At 40.3% G+C, this 15904-nt stretch carries 10 protein-coding genes, 3 tRNA genes and 2 rRNA genes; 5 read left to right on the forward strand and 10 right to left on the reverse strand.

Features of this window, described 5'->3' with window-relative positions; all coding sequences use genetic code 11:
• Nucleotides 1-7: 7 nt before the first annotated feature.
• The 8 genes from H6850_04155 to H6850_04190 form a co-directional block, all read right to left on the reverse strand.
• Nucleotides 8-3209, reverse strand: a 23S ribosomal RNA gene (locus H6850_04155).
• Nucleotides 3210-3708: 499 nt separating this feature from the next.
• Nucleotides 3709-3784: transfer RNA gene (locus tag H6850_04160), tRNA-Ala, on the reverse strand.
• Between the two features lie 7 nt (nucleotides 3785-3791).
• A tRNA-Ile gene (locus tag H6850_04165) sits at nucleotides 3792-3868 on the reverse strand.
• Nucleotides 3869-4297: 429 nt separating this feature from the next.
• Nucleotides 4298-5800 (reverse strand): 16S ribosomal RNA (locus H6850_04170).
• The 16S and 23S rRNA genes sit together here with 2 tRNA genes alongside, the layout of an rRNA operon.
• Before the next feature lie 370 nt (nucleotides 5801-6170).
• Nucleotides 6171-6716, reverse strand: coding sequence for a ribosome recycling factor (frr, locus tag H6850_04175; protein USO02270.1), 546 nt, complete (start codon nucleotides 6714-6716; stop codon nucleotides 6171-6173).
• Between the two features lie 20 nt (nucleotides 6717-6736).
• Complete coding sequence (locus tag H6850_04180) at nucleotides 6737-7669, reverse strand: elongation factor Ts (protein USO02271.1); 933 nt, start codon at nucleotides 7667-7669, stop codon at nucleotides 6737-6739.
• A gap of 3 nt (nucleotides 7670-7672) precedes the next feature.
• On the reverse strand, nucleotides 7673-8446 hold the full coding sequence (gene rpsB, locus H6850_04185) for a 30S ribosomal protein S2 (GenBank protein USO02272.1): 774 nt from the start codon (nucleotides 8444-8446) through the stop codon (nucleotides 7673-7675).
• 173 nt (nucleotides 8447-8619) lie between these two features.
• Nucleotides 8620-10038, reverse strand: coding sequence for a hypothetical protein (locus H6850_04190; GenBank protein ID USO02273.1), 1419 nt, complete (start codon nucleotides 10036-10038; stop codon nucleotides 8620-8622).
• Between the two features lie 151 nt (nucleotides 10039-10189).
• On the opposite strand from H6850_04190, the gene H6850_04195 reads away from it, so the two are divergent.
• Nucleotides 10190-10744, forward strand: a complete 555-nt coding sequence (locus tag H6850_04195; protein USO02274.1) for a dCTP deaminase — start codon at nucleotides 10190-10192, stop codon at nucleotides 10742-10744.
• Between the two features lie 27 nt (nucleotides 10745-10771).
• Entirely contained in the window at nucleotides 10772-11785 is a 1014-nt protein-coding gene (locus H6850_04200; protein ID USO02275.1) for a DNA replication/repair protein RecF, read from the forward strand.
• On the opposite strand, the gene H6850_04205 is transcribed toward H6850_04200, so the two are convergent.
• The gene (locus H6850_04205) at nucleotides 11763-12053 is read right to left on the reverse strand and encodes a hypothetical protein (GenBank protein ID USO02276.1); all 291 of its coding nucleotides are present in this window, start codon (nucleotides 12051-12053) and stop codon (nucleotides 11763-11765) included. The two genes, H6850_04200 and H6850_04205, sit on opposite strands and share 23 nt — an antisense overlap.
• Before the next feature lie 81 nt (nucleotides 12054-12134).
• On the opposite strand from H6850_04205, the gene H6850_04210 reads away from it, so the two are divergent.
• Complete coding sequence (locus H6850_04210) at nucleotides 12135-13412, forward strand: PDZ domain-containing protein (GenBank protein ID USO02829.1); 1278 nt, start codon at nucleotides 12135-12137, stop codon at nucleotides 13410-13412.
• On the opposite strand, the gene H6850_04215 is transcribed toward H6850_04210, so the two are convergent.
• Nucleotides 13364-13438 (reverse strand) — tRNA-Glu (locus H6850_04215). The two genes, H6850_04210 and H6850_04215, sit on opposite strands and share 49 nt — an antisense overlap.
• A gap of 198 nt (nucleotides 13439-13636) precedes the next feature.
• Between H6850_04215 and trxB the strand changes: the two genes are divergently transcribed.
• A complete protein-coding gene (gene trxB / locus H6850_04220; GenBank protein USO02277.1) occupies nucleotides 13637-14587 on the forward strand; it encodes a thioredoxin-disulfide reductase in 951 nt (316 codons plus the stop codon).
• A complete protein-coding gene (locus H6850_04225) occupies nucleotides 14574-15878 on the forward strand; it encodes a glutamate--tRNA ligase (GenBank protein ID USO02278.1) in 1305 nt (434 codons plus the stop codon). Before trxB ends, H6850_04225 begins: the two co-directional genes overlap by 14 nt.
• Nucleotides 15879-15904: the final 26 nt, after the last annotated feature.

The following is a 15904-nucleotide window of genomic DNA, read 5'->3' on the forward strand; positions in this document are numbered from 1 at the left end:
TGAGTTTTCAGATAAGCCAATGGGGTTATTAGTACGGGTGAACTACACATGTTACCATGCTTCCATTTCCCGCCTATCAACGTGGTAGTCTTCCACGACCCTCATAGGGATGATTCGTATTAAGGGAGGCTTCCCGCTTAGATGCTTTCAGCGGTTATCCCGTCCATACTGTAGCTACCCAGCGCTGCCGTTGGCACGACAACTGGTACACCAGAGGTATGTTCATTCCGGTCCTCTCGTACTGAGAACAACTCCTTTCAATCATCCTAATTCCTACGGCAGATAGGGACCAAACTGTCTCACGACGTTCTGAACCCAGCTCACGTACCACTTTAATTGGCGAACAGCCAAACCCTTGGGACCTTCTACAGCCCCAGGATGTGATGAGCCGACATCGAGGTGCCAAACCTCCCCGTCGATGTGGACTCTTGGGGGAGATAAGCCTGTTATCCCCGGCGTACCTTTTATCCGTTGAGCGATGGCCCTTCCATACAGTGCCACCGGATCACTATGACCGACTTTCGTCTCTGCTCGACTTGTGGGTCTCGCAGTCAGGCAGGCTTTTGCCATTACACTCACCGATTGATTTCTGACCAATCTGAGCCTACCTTCGCACGCCTCCGTTACTCTTTCGGAGGCGACCGCCCCAGTCAAACTACCCACCATACAGGGTCCCAGACAATAGGTCATGGTTAGATATCGCTTATGTTAAGGGTGGTATTTCAAGGATGGCTCCACGCAAGCTGGCGCTCACGCTTCAAAGCCTCCCACCTATCCTACACATAACACAAACAATACCACTGTAAAGCTGTAGTTAAGGTGCACGGGGTCTTTCCGTCTAACCGCAGGTACTCCGCATCTTCACGGAGAATTCAATTTCACTGAGTTGGTGTTGGAGACAGCGGAGAAGTCGTTACGCCATTCATGCAGGTCGGAACTTACCCGACAAGGAATTTCGCTACCTTAGGACCGTTATAGTTACGGCCGCCGTTTACTGGGGCTTCAATTCGGAGCTTTCACACCTCCTTTTAACCTTCCAGCACCGGGCAGGCGTCAGACCCTATACGTCCACTTTCGTGTTTGCAGAGTCCTGTGTTTTTGCTAAACAGTCGCCACTCCCTATTCTGTGCCACCTACCTCTGCTTGCGCAGGGATAGGTCCCTTTTCTTCCGAAGTTACAAGGGCATTTTGCCGAGTTCCTTCAACACCATTTTCTCATCGCCTTCGTATACTCTACGTATCCACCAGTGTCGGTTTAGGGTACGGTCCATTTATTGTATTCGCTATTTCCTGGAACACCTTCCTTGCCCCCAACAATCCATTAAGCAGGAACAAGTTACGGTATTCGTCACGAATACTGGGTTCAGGAATATTAACCTGATTTCCATCGACTTTTGCTTTCGCATACGCCTTAGGGGCCGACTCACCCCACGCTAATTATTATCGCGTAGGAACCCTTGGATTTTCGGCGATCGTGTTTCTCACACGATTTGTGTTACTTATGTCAGCATTTTCACTTCTCATACCTCCAGCCCCTCTAACGAGTGACCTTCATCGGCCTAGAGAACGCTCCGCTACCGCTTTTTTAGATCCAAACATAATGTTCTTTTCTGCCACCATCATCTTAACCAAACCTTGAAGGTTTTCTTCATAGGTTTTGTAAGAATCGTACGTGATGCATTTTAACTCCACACAGAGTTTAAGAAGAATCTTAGCATCATCAATAGATATGATGGCTGCTTCAAGAGCTTCTTTGCGTCCTAGTTTTGCATTAAAGCGATTGAACTGCTTTAAGGCTTCTAGTAATGTTGTTCTTAGTTCATTCATAACCCTATCATTATTCTGTTCTTGAATAATGCGTTTGGTCATGTCATAGAGTGTATCTAAGATTTTCATTGTTCTTCATACTGTGTTGATGTTTTTTTGTATTGTGGCATTTTTGATACATGATGTATATAACATTACATTAAGATCTAAAAAAACCCAAAGCTTCGGTGGATCACTTGAGCCCCGTTACATTTTCGGCGCAAAAACACTTATCTAGACGAGTGAGCTGTTACGCTTTCTTTAAAAGATGGCTGCTTCTAAGCCAACTTCCTCGCTGTCTTGGCGTCTTCACTTCCTTTTCCACTTAGTGATCACTTAGGGACCTTAGCTGTTGGTCTGGGTTGTTTCCCTCTCCACTACGGAAGTTAGCTCCCGCAGTGTGACTACCTTGCCTGCCACACCAGTATTCGGAGTTTAATTGGGTTTGGTAAGATGTGACTCCCCCTAGCCCATTCAGTGCTCTACCCCTGGTGCTTATATCAAGGCGCACTACCTCAATAGTTTTCGCGGAGAACCAGCTATTTCCGAGCTTGATTAGCCTTTCACTCCTAACCACAAGTCATCCCCTGATTTTGCAACATCAGTGGGTTCGGTCCTCCAATTCGTCTTACCAAATCTTCAACCTGCTCATGGCTAGATCGCCCGGTTTCGGGTCTTATACTGCAAACTATGGCGCTCTATTAAAACTCGCTTTCGCTTCGCTTACACCTAACGGCTTAGGCTTGCTTGCAATATAAACTCGCTGACTCATTATACAAAAGGTACCCCATCACTACAGCAAGCTGTAGCTCTGAGTGCTTGTAGGCGTCCAATTTCAGGTCTATTTCACTCCCCTTCTCGGGGTTCTTTTCACCTTTCCCTCACGGTACTTGTTCACTATCGGTCACCAAGACGTACTTAGGCTTGGAGGATTGGTCCCCCCATGTTCAAACAGGATTTCTCGTGTCCCGCTCTACTCACTCTTATAAAATCTTTCTACCTGTACGGGGCTGTCACCCTGTATCGCTGTGCTTCCCAACACATTCCAGTTCTTAACTTTATAAGCGCACTCTATGGTGCGGCCTGGTCCGATTTCGCTCGCCACTACTTTCGGAGTCTCTTTTGATTTCCTTTCCTCTGGGTACTTAGATGTTTCAGTTCTCCAGGTTCGCTCTCTTCGTAAACGAAGAGTATATTTTTAGACTTGGATTGAATGAATTTGAGATGGTAGCAAAAGCTAACGCTCAAATTCATTCAATCCAAACTAAAAATATGGGTTTCCCCATTCGGAGATCTACGGATCATAGGTCTTTCGCTCCTCCCCGTAGCATTTCGTCGCGTATCACGTCCTTCATCGCCGCTTGGTGCCAAGGCATCCGTTAAACGCCCTTCCTATCTTACCCGATTCTTTAGGGTAAAAATATCTCATCTACTTCGTCAAAAATTGATTTTACTCAATCATGTAGATTTACTACATTCAATCGCAAAATAAATTTTCTCCTCGTATCTAAAACATTTTTCCTCCTAAATGACCTAGACCTTGAGGCCGGGAGTTAAATCGAAGTTTAATCTCTCCTCTCTCAAGGTGGAAGGCATTTACCTTTTGTCTTATAATTTATTACTCAGTTTGCTGTGTGACAATGGTGTTCGTCACACAACTGCGTTTATTTTTGTTATAAGACATGGTATCTTATACATCTCTTCAATAAATGAAGAGATGTATTACCACTCTCATAACTTAATCATTTATATTAAGCGTCATCCTGAGGAGCGAAGTGCTTGAAGAATCTTCCTAAGATAAACTCACAAAGATCTTTCAGCTGCGCCTCAAGATAACGATATTAATAGCTTACGTTTCACTTTAAGCTGTCTGTTTTTAACTTTAAATACTACCTTTTCATCTGGTGGAGACAATCGGACTTGAACCGATGACCCCCTGCTTGCAAAGCAGGTGCTCTACCAACTGAGCTATGCCCCCATGGCTTTGGTGGGCCTGGGAGGACTTGAACCTCCGACCCCACGCTTATCAAGCGTGTGCTCTAACCAACTGAGCTACAAGCCCCTTACTTTGCTGTGTTTTTGAGTGTTTACTTCGTCGGTTTTCGATTTTATCGCGTCATGTACATTCAGTACACTCCTTATAAAATCTCAAATCCTCCTTGTATCCATCTCAAAACCCCTAGCAAATTGTCTTTTCCTCTTTCAGCTCAGAGTTTATTCAAACTTTGAGTTTCGTTGGATGGAGGAAAAACCTTGCTCCACGTATAGAAAAGGTCGAAGAATAGCGCGCGCTTACTTTAATAAATAAAACGCTGTAATTTCTTTAAATTCCAGCAAACAACCTCACGTTTAGAACGCGAGGTTATCTGAGAGGGAATTTATTGTTAGACAAAGAAATTTTTTATTTTCAACCGCAGCGTACTTTTGGTACGTGAGGATTGAAAATAGAAAAATATCTGAAGTATAACGATAAATTCACCTCAGAGAACTCTTTAGAAAGGAGGTGATCCAGCCGCAGGTTCTCCTACGGCTACCTTGTTACGACTTCACCCCAGTCACCAGCCCCACCGTGATAGGCTTCCTCCTGAATAAATCCAGGTTAGAGCACCTGCTTAAGGCAGAACCAGCTTCCATGGCGTGACGGGCAGTGTGTACAAGATCCGGGAACGTATTCACCGCAGCGTGCTGATCTGCGATTACTAGCGATTCCAACTTCATGCCCTCGAGTTGCAGAGGACAATCCGAACTGAGGTGGTTTTTTGGGATTTGCTCCACTTTGCAGTATTGCTTCCTTTTGTTACCACCATTGTAGTACGTGTGTAGCCCAACCTATAAGGGCCATGATGACTTGACATCGTCCCCACCTTCCTCCGGTTTGTCACCGGCAGTATTGCTAAAGTGCCCACCATAACGTGCTGGCAACTAACAACAAGGGTTTCGTTCGTTGCGGGACTTAACCCAACATCTCACGACACGAACTGACGACAGCCATGCAGCACCTGTGCGGAACCCAACTAAATGACCCCTCTCTTTCAAGAAGGCACAGTTCCCATGCAAAGGTTGGTAAGGTTTTTCGCGTAGCCTCGAATTAAACCACATACTCCACCGCTTGTGCGGATCCCCGTCAATTCCTTTGAGTTTTAATCTTGCGATCGTACTCCCCAGGCGGAATGCTTATCGCGTTAGCTTTGATACTGATGACCGAAGCCACCAACATCGAGCATTCATCGTTTACGGCGTGGACTACCAGGGTATCTAATCCTGTTTGCTCCCCACGCTTTCGCGCCTCAGTGTCTGTAACGAGCCAGAAAATCGCCTTCGCCTCTGATGTTCCAACGAATATCAACGCATTTCACTGCTCCACTCGCCATTCCATTTTCCCCTCTCGCACACTTAGTTTGCCAGTATGAAATGCAATTCCCAGGTTAAGCCCGGGGATTTCACACCTCACTTTTCAAACCACCTACACGCCCTTTACGCCCAGTTATTCCGAACAACGCTAGCACCCTTCGTATTACCGCGGCTGCTGGCACGAAGTTAGCCGGTGCTTATTCCGCAGGTACCGTCATAATCTTCCCTGCTAAAAGAGCTTTACAACCCGAAGGCCTTCATCACTCACGCGGCATCGCTGGATCAGGGTTTCCCCCATTGTCCAATATTCCCCACTGCTGCCTCCCGTAGGAGTCTGGGCCGTGTCTCAGTCCCAGTGTGGCTGATCATCCTCTCAGATCAGCTACAGATCATTGGCTTGGTAGGCCATTACCCTACCAACTACCTAATCCGGTACAGGCCGCTCTTCTTGCGATAAATCTTTCCCCCGTAGGGCGTATTTGGTATTATCGTTCGTTTCCAAACGTTATTCCAAACAAGAAGGTACGTTCCTATATATTACTCACCCGTCTGCCATGTCACCCGAAAGTAACATTCGACTTGCATGTGTTAAGCATGCCGCCAGCGTTCGTTCTGAGCCAGGATCAAACTCTCAAATTAAACTTTGATTGTTTAAAACATCCTAGTTTTATTCTGCACAACCTCTAAGGAAAGAGATTGGCTTACTCAAAAAGAATTAAAGTTGACATCAGCACTACAATATCGCTGATGTCTTTACGCTATTCATCGACCTTTTCTATGAAACCTACAGATGCATCCAGACACTGTGCTTAAATCTTAAGGACAGTGGGTGGATGAAAGGTATTCAGGCAATGACAGGGCTACGCCCCGTCATTGCGTAGAAAAAACTATAAAGACGTTTTCACGCGTCTTCTTTTCTTTACTTTACAATATAGTTTTAGCATGGCAGCAATTAAGAAACAAGTTGAAAATGTAGATTATTTTGATAAAAATAAAATTTTTTAATAACAGGATTAAACCTGCATAATCTCGGATTTTTTCTTCTCAAAAAGTGTGTCGATTTTTTCGATATACCCATCAGTTATTTTTTGAATATCTTTTTTGAAACGCTCTTTTTCATCATCTGAAACTGTTAACTTCTTAGAACTATCTAGAGCATCTCTTCTCATATTGCGCACAGCGACACGAGATTCTTCTGTTAACTTTGCAATATGTTTAACAAGCTCTTCGCGTCTTTCTTTTGTTAAATCTGGCATTGTAATGCGAAGAAAATTCCCATCAATCATAGGATTTAAACCCAACGAAGATTCGCGAATCGCCTTTTCTATGGGTTTAACAGCGCTTTTGTCATACACTTGAATTGAAATGATTCTCGGCTCGGGAGTAGTAATTTGCCCCAACTGTTGAAGAGGTGTCAACGCACCATAAACCTCAGCTTTAATATTATCCAGCAAGTTGGTAGATGCACGACCCGTTCTCACACCTTTATAAGTATTGGACAAACTCTCAACCACTTTGTCCATATCTTTTTTGGATTTTTCCTTTAAGTCCTCTAACATATCCACCTCCTAAAAGACGATTATTTTCTATTCATTTGCTCTTGCACTTCCTTCGCAAAATCTTTTTCTTCTTTTTCTACACCTTCGCCCAACATGTAAAATGCAAAATCAGCTAACACAATCTCCACACCCAAAGCTTTAGCTTCTTGCTCAACAAACTCTTTCACTTTAAGCTTAGGCTCCAGCGCAAAACTTTGCTCCAACAACACAACCTCTTCATAAAATTTACGCAAACGCCCTTCAACCATTTTCTCAATAAATTGCTCTGGTTTGCCTGATGCTTTTGCTTGCGCTGCATAAATATCACGCTCTGCATCAATCAAATCTTGCGGCAAATCAGATATATCCAAGGATTTTGGTTTTATAGCAGCAATATGCATAGCAATTTTTTTGCCAATTTCATGCAGTGCATTTCTTTTGTCTGAAGCGCTTTTCAATGCTACCAAAACACCGATTTTACCATGTTTTGGACCTAAGCTATTGTGCAAATAAGATGTGATAACACCTTGATCAATAGATAAGGTTTGCCCGCGTCTGATAAAGATGTTTTCTTTAATACGTGCAGCTAGATCTGTAATAGCGCCCTCAACTGTATGCGCATCATCATATCGTAGCTTTAATGTATCTTCAAAAGAAGTTTGCTCTTTTGCCATAATTTCAGCGATTTTTCCTGTCACATCTTGAAAATTTTCATTACGCGCAACAAAGTCTGTTTCAGAATTTACCTCAATCATAGCGCCTTTCGTGCCTGTCACATCAACATCAATAACAATTGCACCCTCGGCCGCTATACGGCCACTGCGGCTTGCAACAGCAGATAGACCTTTTTTACGCAAATACTCAACAGCTGCTTTATAATCACCATTTGACTCTGTCAAAGCCTTTTTACAATCAAGCATTCCAGCTTGCGTTTCGTCTCTTAGTTTTTTGATATCACTTGCTGAAACTTTCATGAATTACCCCTTTTTCTCTTCATCAAATACATTTTCCATGGTCATATCCGCGGCATTTTGTGACATTTGCTCTTTATCAAAATTCACAGACTTTTGAAGCCCTCTTAAAATCGCTTGTTTTGCAACGTGACAATATAATTTAATGGAACGAATCGCGTCATCATTTCCAGGAATTGGAAAATCAATTCCCTCAGGATCGGCATTCGAATCTAATACACAAATAACAGGTATATTCAAACGCCTCGCTTCTTGAATGGCAATATTTTCCTTTAGTGCATCAATAACAAAAACAGCTGACGGAAGACCGCCCATATTTCGAATACCGCCAATAGAGCGCTCTAATTTCTCATGCTCTCTTCTTAGTTTGAGAACCTCTTTCTTTTTGAGTCCCTCAGGTGCCTCAAGTTGCTTTTCCATATCCTTCAAACGCTTCACGGACTGCGCAATGGTTTTCCAGTTTGTAAGTGTCCCACCCAACCATCTATGGTTTACATAGTATTGACCACATTCTATTGCAGACTCTTGAATGACATCACGGGCATTTGCTTTTGTTGCGACAAATAAAATACGACCATTGCCTTCTGCAACTTTTTCTAACTCCTTCAAAGCAGCTTCCAACAAAGGGGCTGTTTTTTGAATATCAATAATGTGTGTACCATTTCTAATGCCATAAATGTAAGGCTTCATTTTTGGATTCCATCGTCCGCAACTATGTCCATAGTGAACACCCGCTTCGAATAAATCTTTAATTGTAATAGTTTTTGATAATGCTGTCATGCTTACTCTCCTTTATTCCGATTGATTTTAACAACAAAAAGCTGCCCACTCGGAGCATCGGATCGCTCTTTGAGAGTTTCTGAGACAGAGATAGAAACTCTCTTTTTGTTGCTGTTTTTCTTCATGATAATATGTTTTTGTTAAAAAGAAAAGAACCGAGAGCGCCGCACTTCTCAAAGAACTGCTACGCCCCATTTTATATTTAACTCTTTTTGCGCCTCAACAGAACAAGATACTATAATCGAATGATCCGCCTCATTGTAAAAAAGTTTAGAAGCGCTCAAAACCTGTAAACGAAAAAGTTGCAACTTGTCCCCTGCATGAAAAGTTACAACTTTATCGCATTGCACCACCTCTACATTAGCGCCAAGCATAAACTGCAAAACAAATCGCCCACTCTCTTGGATTTGAATTTTATCTTGAGCCTTTATGCAACCATTAGCAATATCCATCTCTCTCTTGTAGATTATATCGGAAGCCTCAATTTCCAGTGCTAAAAAATCACACTCTTTACTTGAAGATCTTTGTGCTTTTGGGTCATGAGCTATGCTATAAAAGTAATTTTTGTTTGTTGTAATAAAACTTTTCACATCTTGAAAAATAATATCCTGCTTAAAACTCCACTCAAAGTTAAACACCCCCAAAGATGCAGATTTGTTTGCTTGAGACAATCTTGTGGACACAATACAAACATTCGAAGGATAGGCAAAGCGCATATATCCCGTCATCTCCGCACTCATAAGAAAATCACTGCCAACATTTGCAAGCGATAAACATGCATCAACAAGCGAAGCGTTATTAAAATTTTCAGACCTCAAATTAAAATCATTTTTGGTTGCGTAATTCCCTTCAAAAGAGGCAACGACTCCATTGCTATGCCTTAACAGCCTTACAACTGATGCAAGCTGTCTAATTTTCTTATTCAGAGTATGAATTTCTATACCTTTTCTAGAAGCAAAAATCGTACGAATATCTATCAAATCTCGTAAAAATAACAAATGTAATCTGGCATTGCGACTTACATGCCCTCCATCCTCTAAAAAGATTAGCCCTAATAATTTCTCTAACTCTTTAATAAAAGGCATAAACTCTTGACCTGTGATAAATAAATATCCAAACATTCCTTTTAATGCTCGAAATTTAACCACAGCATCAGAAATCGTATGTAAATTTTTCTTCAGAAAGGCGAATTGCTCAGATAAACTGCGCTTCAATTTGTTTTTAAATTCATCGCGCGCACTCACCCCATAAAAATCAAACATTGAAATCCAGTTCCATACTCTATATCCGGTAACATCCAAAGGCCATTCCTTAGATGCATTTGAAAATAAAAAATGATTTGTCTCTATCCAGTCCTCAATAATTTTTCGAATCTCATTGCGCGTCGCAAGGTTTTTAAATTCCCTTAACCATTCAAATGAAGAAAAGTATAAAGCCTCCTCCCCCTCACTTTTTCTATATAAGAGTAAAAATTTCTCTAAACTGCTCTTGAATCGAGGGGGCCATGGATCTTGAACCATGTTTGAAAAATCCAACTCTTCAGTTGACTTAAACGCAAACTGCCTTATTCTACTTAACAAACCTTTATTCATAATAAATTGTTTATGCGTTTTGATTTGAGTTTAACATGCATATCTTTTGATTGTCTTTAAAAAAAATTCCATAAATTGTCAATAACTTTATTGCAATTCTATAGATCAATTTGATATAAATCTATTATGACTCTCGGGCACCCTATGTGTAATGACCTTAATGACTGATTCTTGGATCAAACAACAATGTGAAGAAAATAATATGATCACTCCTTTTGTAGACAAGCAAAAAACGGATGGCAAATTATCCTACGGCCTATCTTCTTACGGATATGACGTAAGACTTGCGCCTGAATTTAAAATTTTCACGAATGTTCACAATGCTGTCGTAGATCCTAAATCTTTCAGCGTAGATTCTTTTGACGATAAAACAGGAGATTACTGCATTATTCCACCTAATGGTTTTATGCTAGGGCGCACAGTTGAATCCTTTAATATGCCTGAAAATGCATTTGCGATTTGTATTGGAAAATCAACTTACGCAAGATGCGGTATCATTGTTAATACTACTCCTATAGAGCCAGGCTCAAGTGGATATGTGGTATTAGAGCTCTCAAATACAACACCTCTTCCTGTAAAAGTCTATGCAAATGAAGGTGTATCTCAATTCCTATTCTTTACTTCCGAACAAAAGCCAATGACAACATACAGTAGTAAAGCAGGTAAATATTTAAATCAAAGAGAAATTGTATTGCCTCACCTATAGAACCTTCCGACACCATCGTGAGACTATATGATTATAAAAAAACTCTATCTTAAAAATTTCCGAAATTACACTGAATCTACTTTTGAATTTTCTAATCCTATTTCCGTTATTGTGGGCAACAATGGCGTTGGAAAAACAAATCTGTTAGAAGCGTTTTCTATGTTAGAAAAACCCAAAGGACTACGCGGTGGAGATCTCGCGGATATTGAAAAAAAAGATACAAATAATGGGTGGTTTACACGATATGGCTTTTTAGATAAAGACATTGCGATTCATTACAAAGATCATAAAAAGAAAATCTTTCATTTAGAAAAAGCCATTCCACATACCAAAATTCACGCATTTATGAAAACAATTTGGCTAGGAACGCACAATGATAGAATTTTCAGCACAACGCCAGAAAAACGCAGAAAATTCTTTGACACAGTTCTTGCAATTTTTGAACCCGAATATAAGGTCATTCAAGGAAAGTATCTGCATTATATTTTTGAACGCACAAAATTACTTTATCAAAATGGAGATGAGAAGTGGCTTAATATCATTGAGCAAAAAATCTATGAACATGGTATTACTTGGACGCAGCTGCGAGCAGAAGGCATAGAGAAACTCAACACTTTCCTGACACACATTCAAACTTTAGACCGATGTCATTTCGCTGCAAAACCTATTGAATTCACCTTAGAACATATCAAATCTTCTAGAGAGCGCGATTTAAAGATGGGCGGCTGCGGTGTTGGACCTCATAAAGTTGAGTATGACGGATGGTATGGCGAAAAAAAACTGAGCACAGCCTCAAATGGAGAGCAGTGTCTAGGGCAAATTTCTATATTTTTAGCCCTGATCTATTATCTCATTCAAAACAAACAAGTTCTCTTTTTAATTGATGAGATCTTTTCTTACTTGGATTTACACAACCAGCAAAAACTTATAAAAGAATTTCAAATGCTGCCGCAGACCTCATGTCAATTTGTTATTACAACGCCAAAAGTATCGCACGTTCTTGAAAATGTTCAGATGATTAATCTAGAAGATTCAGTTTAAGAGTTAATGCAGGTTCTAAAGTTATCTCACCTTCTTTTACAAAAGATCTTAATATATCATACTTTGCATTTATATCAGCCTCAATCGCTTCCAATGTTGCAATTGTCTTAAAAAATTCTTCTTCTGACTTTGTGGTTAATTTAGGTAAATCAATACATAAATTCCATTCTGAATAACTCAAGTTAAACCCTTTACCATTATTCAATTGTGATAACACATCTTGTATCTCTCGATGAATACTTACGGCATTAGACAATAAATTAGACATGTTATATTTTATATATATTATATTATTATTATATTCATATTTAAAAAATATTTACAACATGATATTGTATTAATGTAAGTGATGTTTAATTTGCGTATGTTTTTGATATTTATTAACGCATCTGAGGTAATTCCCTATTCTGTTCAATATAGGTTACTGCTCAATAAAATAGAAGAAATTGAAAAAAAATCGCTTAAGCCCGTTACAAAAGCAGATTTAATAGGCGCTGCACTATCGGAAATGTTAAAAGATCTCTCGCCGAACGAGCAAACCACTTTCTTAGTGAAAAGCTTTCGCTGGCTTCATAAACATCATCCAAAAACACATGAATCATTCCTGCAAAAGACATTAACAGGCATAACCAAAGCGCTCGACTCCTATTCAACCTATCTTTCGCCGCAAAATTTTCGCAACCTTATCAATATGGGAAAAGGTAAAACTGCTGGCATTGGCGTTAAAATTCTTACACGAAACCAAACGTTAAAAATTGTTGGTACAATGAAAAACTCCCCTGCCTTTTATGCTGGCCTTAGAGAAGGCGATATCATCACTCATATTAACGGAGTTCAAGTTCATGCTTGGAAAAAAAGCTGCGCTGATCAAATAAGGGGTGAGATTGGCTCAACAGTCAAACTCACGATTGAGAGGGATCACCAAAGTCTACAATTCGAAATTTTAAGAGATAAGGTAAAAATTGAGCCTATTCAACATTTTTGCCATGAGGACGTTTTATATATTTGTATAAATTATTTCACCAAAAACTCTTATTATGAAGTCAAAAATATTCTTCTACAACATCAAAATATAAAAGGCTGTATCTTGGATCTGCGATACAACCCTGGAGGCATATTCCAACAAGGTGTTTTAATATCAGGGTTATTTTTAGAGAAACAGAAAAAAATCTTAGAAAAGCGCAGTCAAACCAATGCAGAATTTTATTATGCAAGAGAAAAGGATTATTTACATCAAAAGCCCTTGGTTGTTTTAATTAACCCATCCACAGCCTCATCATCTGAAATCGTTGCTGGAGCTTTGAAGGATAATAAAAGAGCTTTGCTTGTTGGAGAAAAAACCTTCTCAAAAGGAACTGTGCAAGAATTATCCGCCGTTTTTCCTTCTCAGATATTTGGCGGCTTTAAATATACAGTTTTTGAATTTTTGACACCCTGTGGAAATACCATCCAAAACAACGGAATTGAGCCAGATCACCATATCACAAGTAGCGCGCAATATATATTTGATAAAAAACCAAAAACCCTGCTAAAAAAGGATGCGCAATTTCGAAAAGGATTTGAAATTATTCAGAATTCTGGCATCTCCTACGGGAATCGAACCCGTGTTTCCACCTTGAGAGGGTGATGTCCTAACCGCTAGACGAAGGAGACACACATTCATATTAGCGAAATTCCGTTTTTCTTACAACCACCTACTATATTTCACCCTAAGCGTATAAGATCAAGAATCTCCCTAAAATGAACACAAAAACTCCCTCGTTGCACTCAAGATGACGTGTTGAAAAGCTTTGACAACTCTTTTATTTCTGTTCTACCATCTCTTATATAGACCTCTCTTGGCGCTTTTACATGAAAAAAACCAAATGTTTAATTATAGGAAGTGGTCCAGCGGGCTATACAGCAGCAGTCTATGCGCAACGAGCTGCTTTAGATCCGGTATTATTTCTGGGCAACCAGCCAGGCGGTCAGTTGACAATCACAACAGAAGTTGAGAATTGGCCTGGCGACACGTCTGTGCAAGGCCCTGAACTTATGCAAAGAATGGCAGATCATTGCCAAGCATTAGGCGTGAAAATGATACAAGATCAAATTATCAAAGTGGATCTGAAAAATAAAACATGTGAAAGCGAGAGAAGCGGCTCATATCAATTTGAAACACTCATCATCGCAACAGGCGCGCAAGCAAAGTGGCTAGGTCTTGATGGTGAAAAAACCTTCCAGGGATATGGTGTATCTGGTTGTGCAACTTGCGATGGATTTTTCTTTAAAGATAAAAAAGTTTGCGTCGTAGGTGGTGGCAATACGGCTGTTGAAGAGGCAACGTTTCTTACAAAATTTGCCAGTGAGGTTTATCTTATCCACAGACGCGACACATTAAAGGCTGATAAAACAAATCAGGAACGTTTGCTAAGCAATCCAAAAGTAAAGGTGCTATGGAATAAAGAACTTGTGGAAATTGATGGAGACACAACACCTTCAAGAAAAGTTAAGCATATTCAATTACGAGATACACAAACTGGTGATTTAACAGATATGAGCATAGACGGCGTATTCGTTGCAATCGGCCACAGTCCAGCAACCTCCCTATTCAAGGGACAGCTTGAAATGGATGAAGGTGGATATCTAATTGCTGAACCAAACTCAACAAAAACATCTATCCCGGGTGTTTTCGCCGCTGGTGATGTGCAAGACAAGGTTTACAGACAGGCCGTAACAGCTGCCGGGCAAGGTTGTATGGCCGCCCTTGAAGCAGAACGTTATCTTCAATGCCAAGAGAATCCAGAACATGAAACGTGTTAGATTTGCCCCCTCGCCTACAGGGTATTTACATGTAGGCAACATACGCATTGCGCTTATCAATTATCTATTTGCTAAAAAACATAACGCGGAATTCTTTTTAAGAATCGATGATACTGATTTTAAGCGCTCCAAACAAGAATATGTTGATGGTATTCTTGAAGATTTAACGTGGCTTGATATTAAAACCGACAAAACATTTCGCCAGTCAGATCGGCTTGATCGATATAATGCCGTCCAAAATCAGTTGATTGATAAGGGCATCTTATATCCATGTTATGAAACAGAAGAAGAATTAGAAACGAAACGCAAAATCCAACTTGCTAGCGGAAAACCGCCTGTCTATGTCAAAGCATCCAAAGCTGATATAGAGCGCTGTATACATGAAGGACGCAAACCACACTATAGATTTGAACTGCCACATGAAGAGGTGAAGTGGAATGATCATATTCAAGGTGAAGTGCATTTTCCCAAACAAACTATGAGCGATCCAATTCTAATACGGGAAGATGGTTCATATTTATATACGTTCACATCAGTTGTAGATGATATCGACTATGACATTACTCATATTTTTAGAGGTAAGGACCATATCTCTAACACAGCTGTACAAATTTGCATTCTAAAAGCTGTGTGCGAACTTGCAGACAAACCATTTCAAATGGAATTTGGGCATACCTCCTTCTTGCTTGATCAAAAAGGCGGTCCTTTGTCTAAACGTAATCAAGACATTAGCATTCGAGCATTAAGAGAACAAAATATTCATCCAATGACAATTATCAGCTATTTATTCCATGCTGGTACACCACATTCTATAAAACCGCAGTACACTTTGGAGGAATGTTTAGATGAATTTCATATTAAAAATTATGGTGGCGCATCACCAAAATTCAGCACGGATGAATTAAAAATCTTAAATGCTAAATTATATCACGGCGCACCATATGACTGGGTGTCAAAAAACACTACTTTAACGCCTGAACAATGGGACATTGTAAAGTTTAACATTGGGACCGCAGAAGATATTCAACAATGGGAAGCTATTTTAAGTTCTGACTTCAAATTTGAAGTATTAGATAAAGACTATGCTAAAGAGGCATTCGCTCTGTTACCAACATCTTTAAACTGGAAAGAGTGGTTTCAAGCCATCAAAGAAAAAACTGGCAGAAAAGGCAAAGAGGCAGTCATGCCCTTGCGTTTAATATTAACAGGCAAAGAGCATGGCCCTGAAATGCAAGAGCTAATCACTTTACTTGGAAGAGAAAAAATTGTGAAACGATTAAATTCTGTTTAAATCTTGCAGCTCGTCATGGCGAGCAC

Source organism: Alphaproteobacteria bacterium (genome assembly GCA_023898745.1).
In the GTDB taxonomy this organism is placed as follows: Bacteria; Pseudomonadota; Alphaproteobacteria.

Coding starts and splice junctions, on each gene's coding strand:
- frr (USO02270.1), bottom strand. CDS start 6,716: ATGTTAGAGGACTTAAAGGAAAAATCCAAAAAAGATATGGACAAAGTG.
- trxB (USO02277.1), top strand. CDS start 13,637: ATGAAAAAAACCAAATGTTTAATTATAGGAAGTGGTCCAGCGGGCTAT.
- H6850_04200 (USO02275.1), top strand. CDS start 10,772: ATGATTATAAAAAAACTCTATCTTAAAAATTTCCGAAATTACACTGAA.
- H6850_04180 (USO02271.1), bottom strand. CDS start 7,669: ATGAAAGTTTCAGCAAGTGATATCAAAAAACTAAGAGACGAAACGCAA.
- H6850_04225 (USO02278.1), top strand. CDS start 14,574: ATGAAACGTGTTAGATTTGCCCCCTCGCCTACAGGGTATTTACATGTA.
- H6850_04210 (USO02829.1), top strand. CDS start 12,135: ATGTTTAATTTGCGTATGTTTTTGATATTTATTAACGCATCTGAGGTA.
- H6850_04190 (USO02273.1), bottom strand. CDS start 10,038: ATGAATAAAGGTTTGTTAAGTAGAATAAGGCAGTTTGCGTTTAAGTCA.
- H6850_04195 (USO02274.1), top strand. CDS start 10,190: ATGACCTTAATGACTGATTCTTGGATCAAACAACAATGTGAAGAAAAT.
- H6850_04205 (USO02276.1), bottom strand. CDS start 12,053: ATGTCTAATTTATTGTCTAATGCCGTAAGTATTCATCGAGAGATACAA.
- rpsB (USO02272.1), bottom strand. CDS start 8,446: ATGACAGCATTATCAAAAACTATTACAATTAAAGATTTATTCGAAGCG.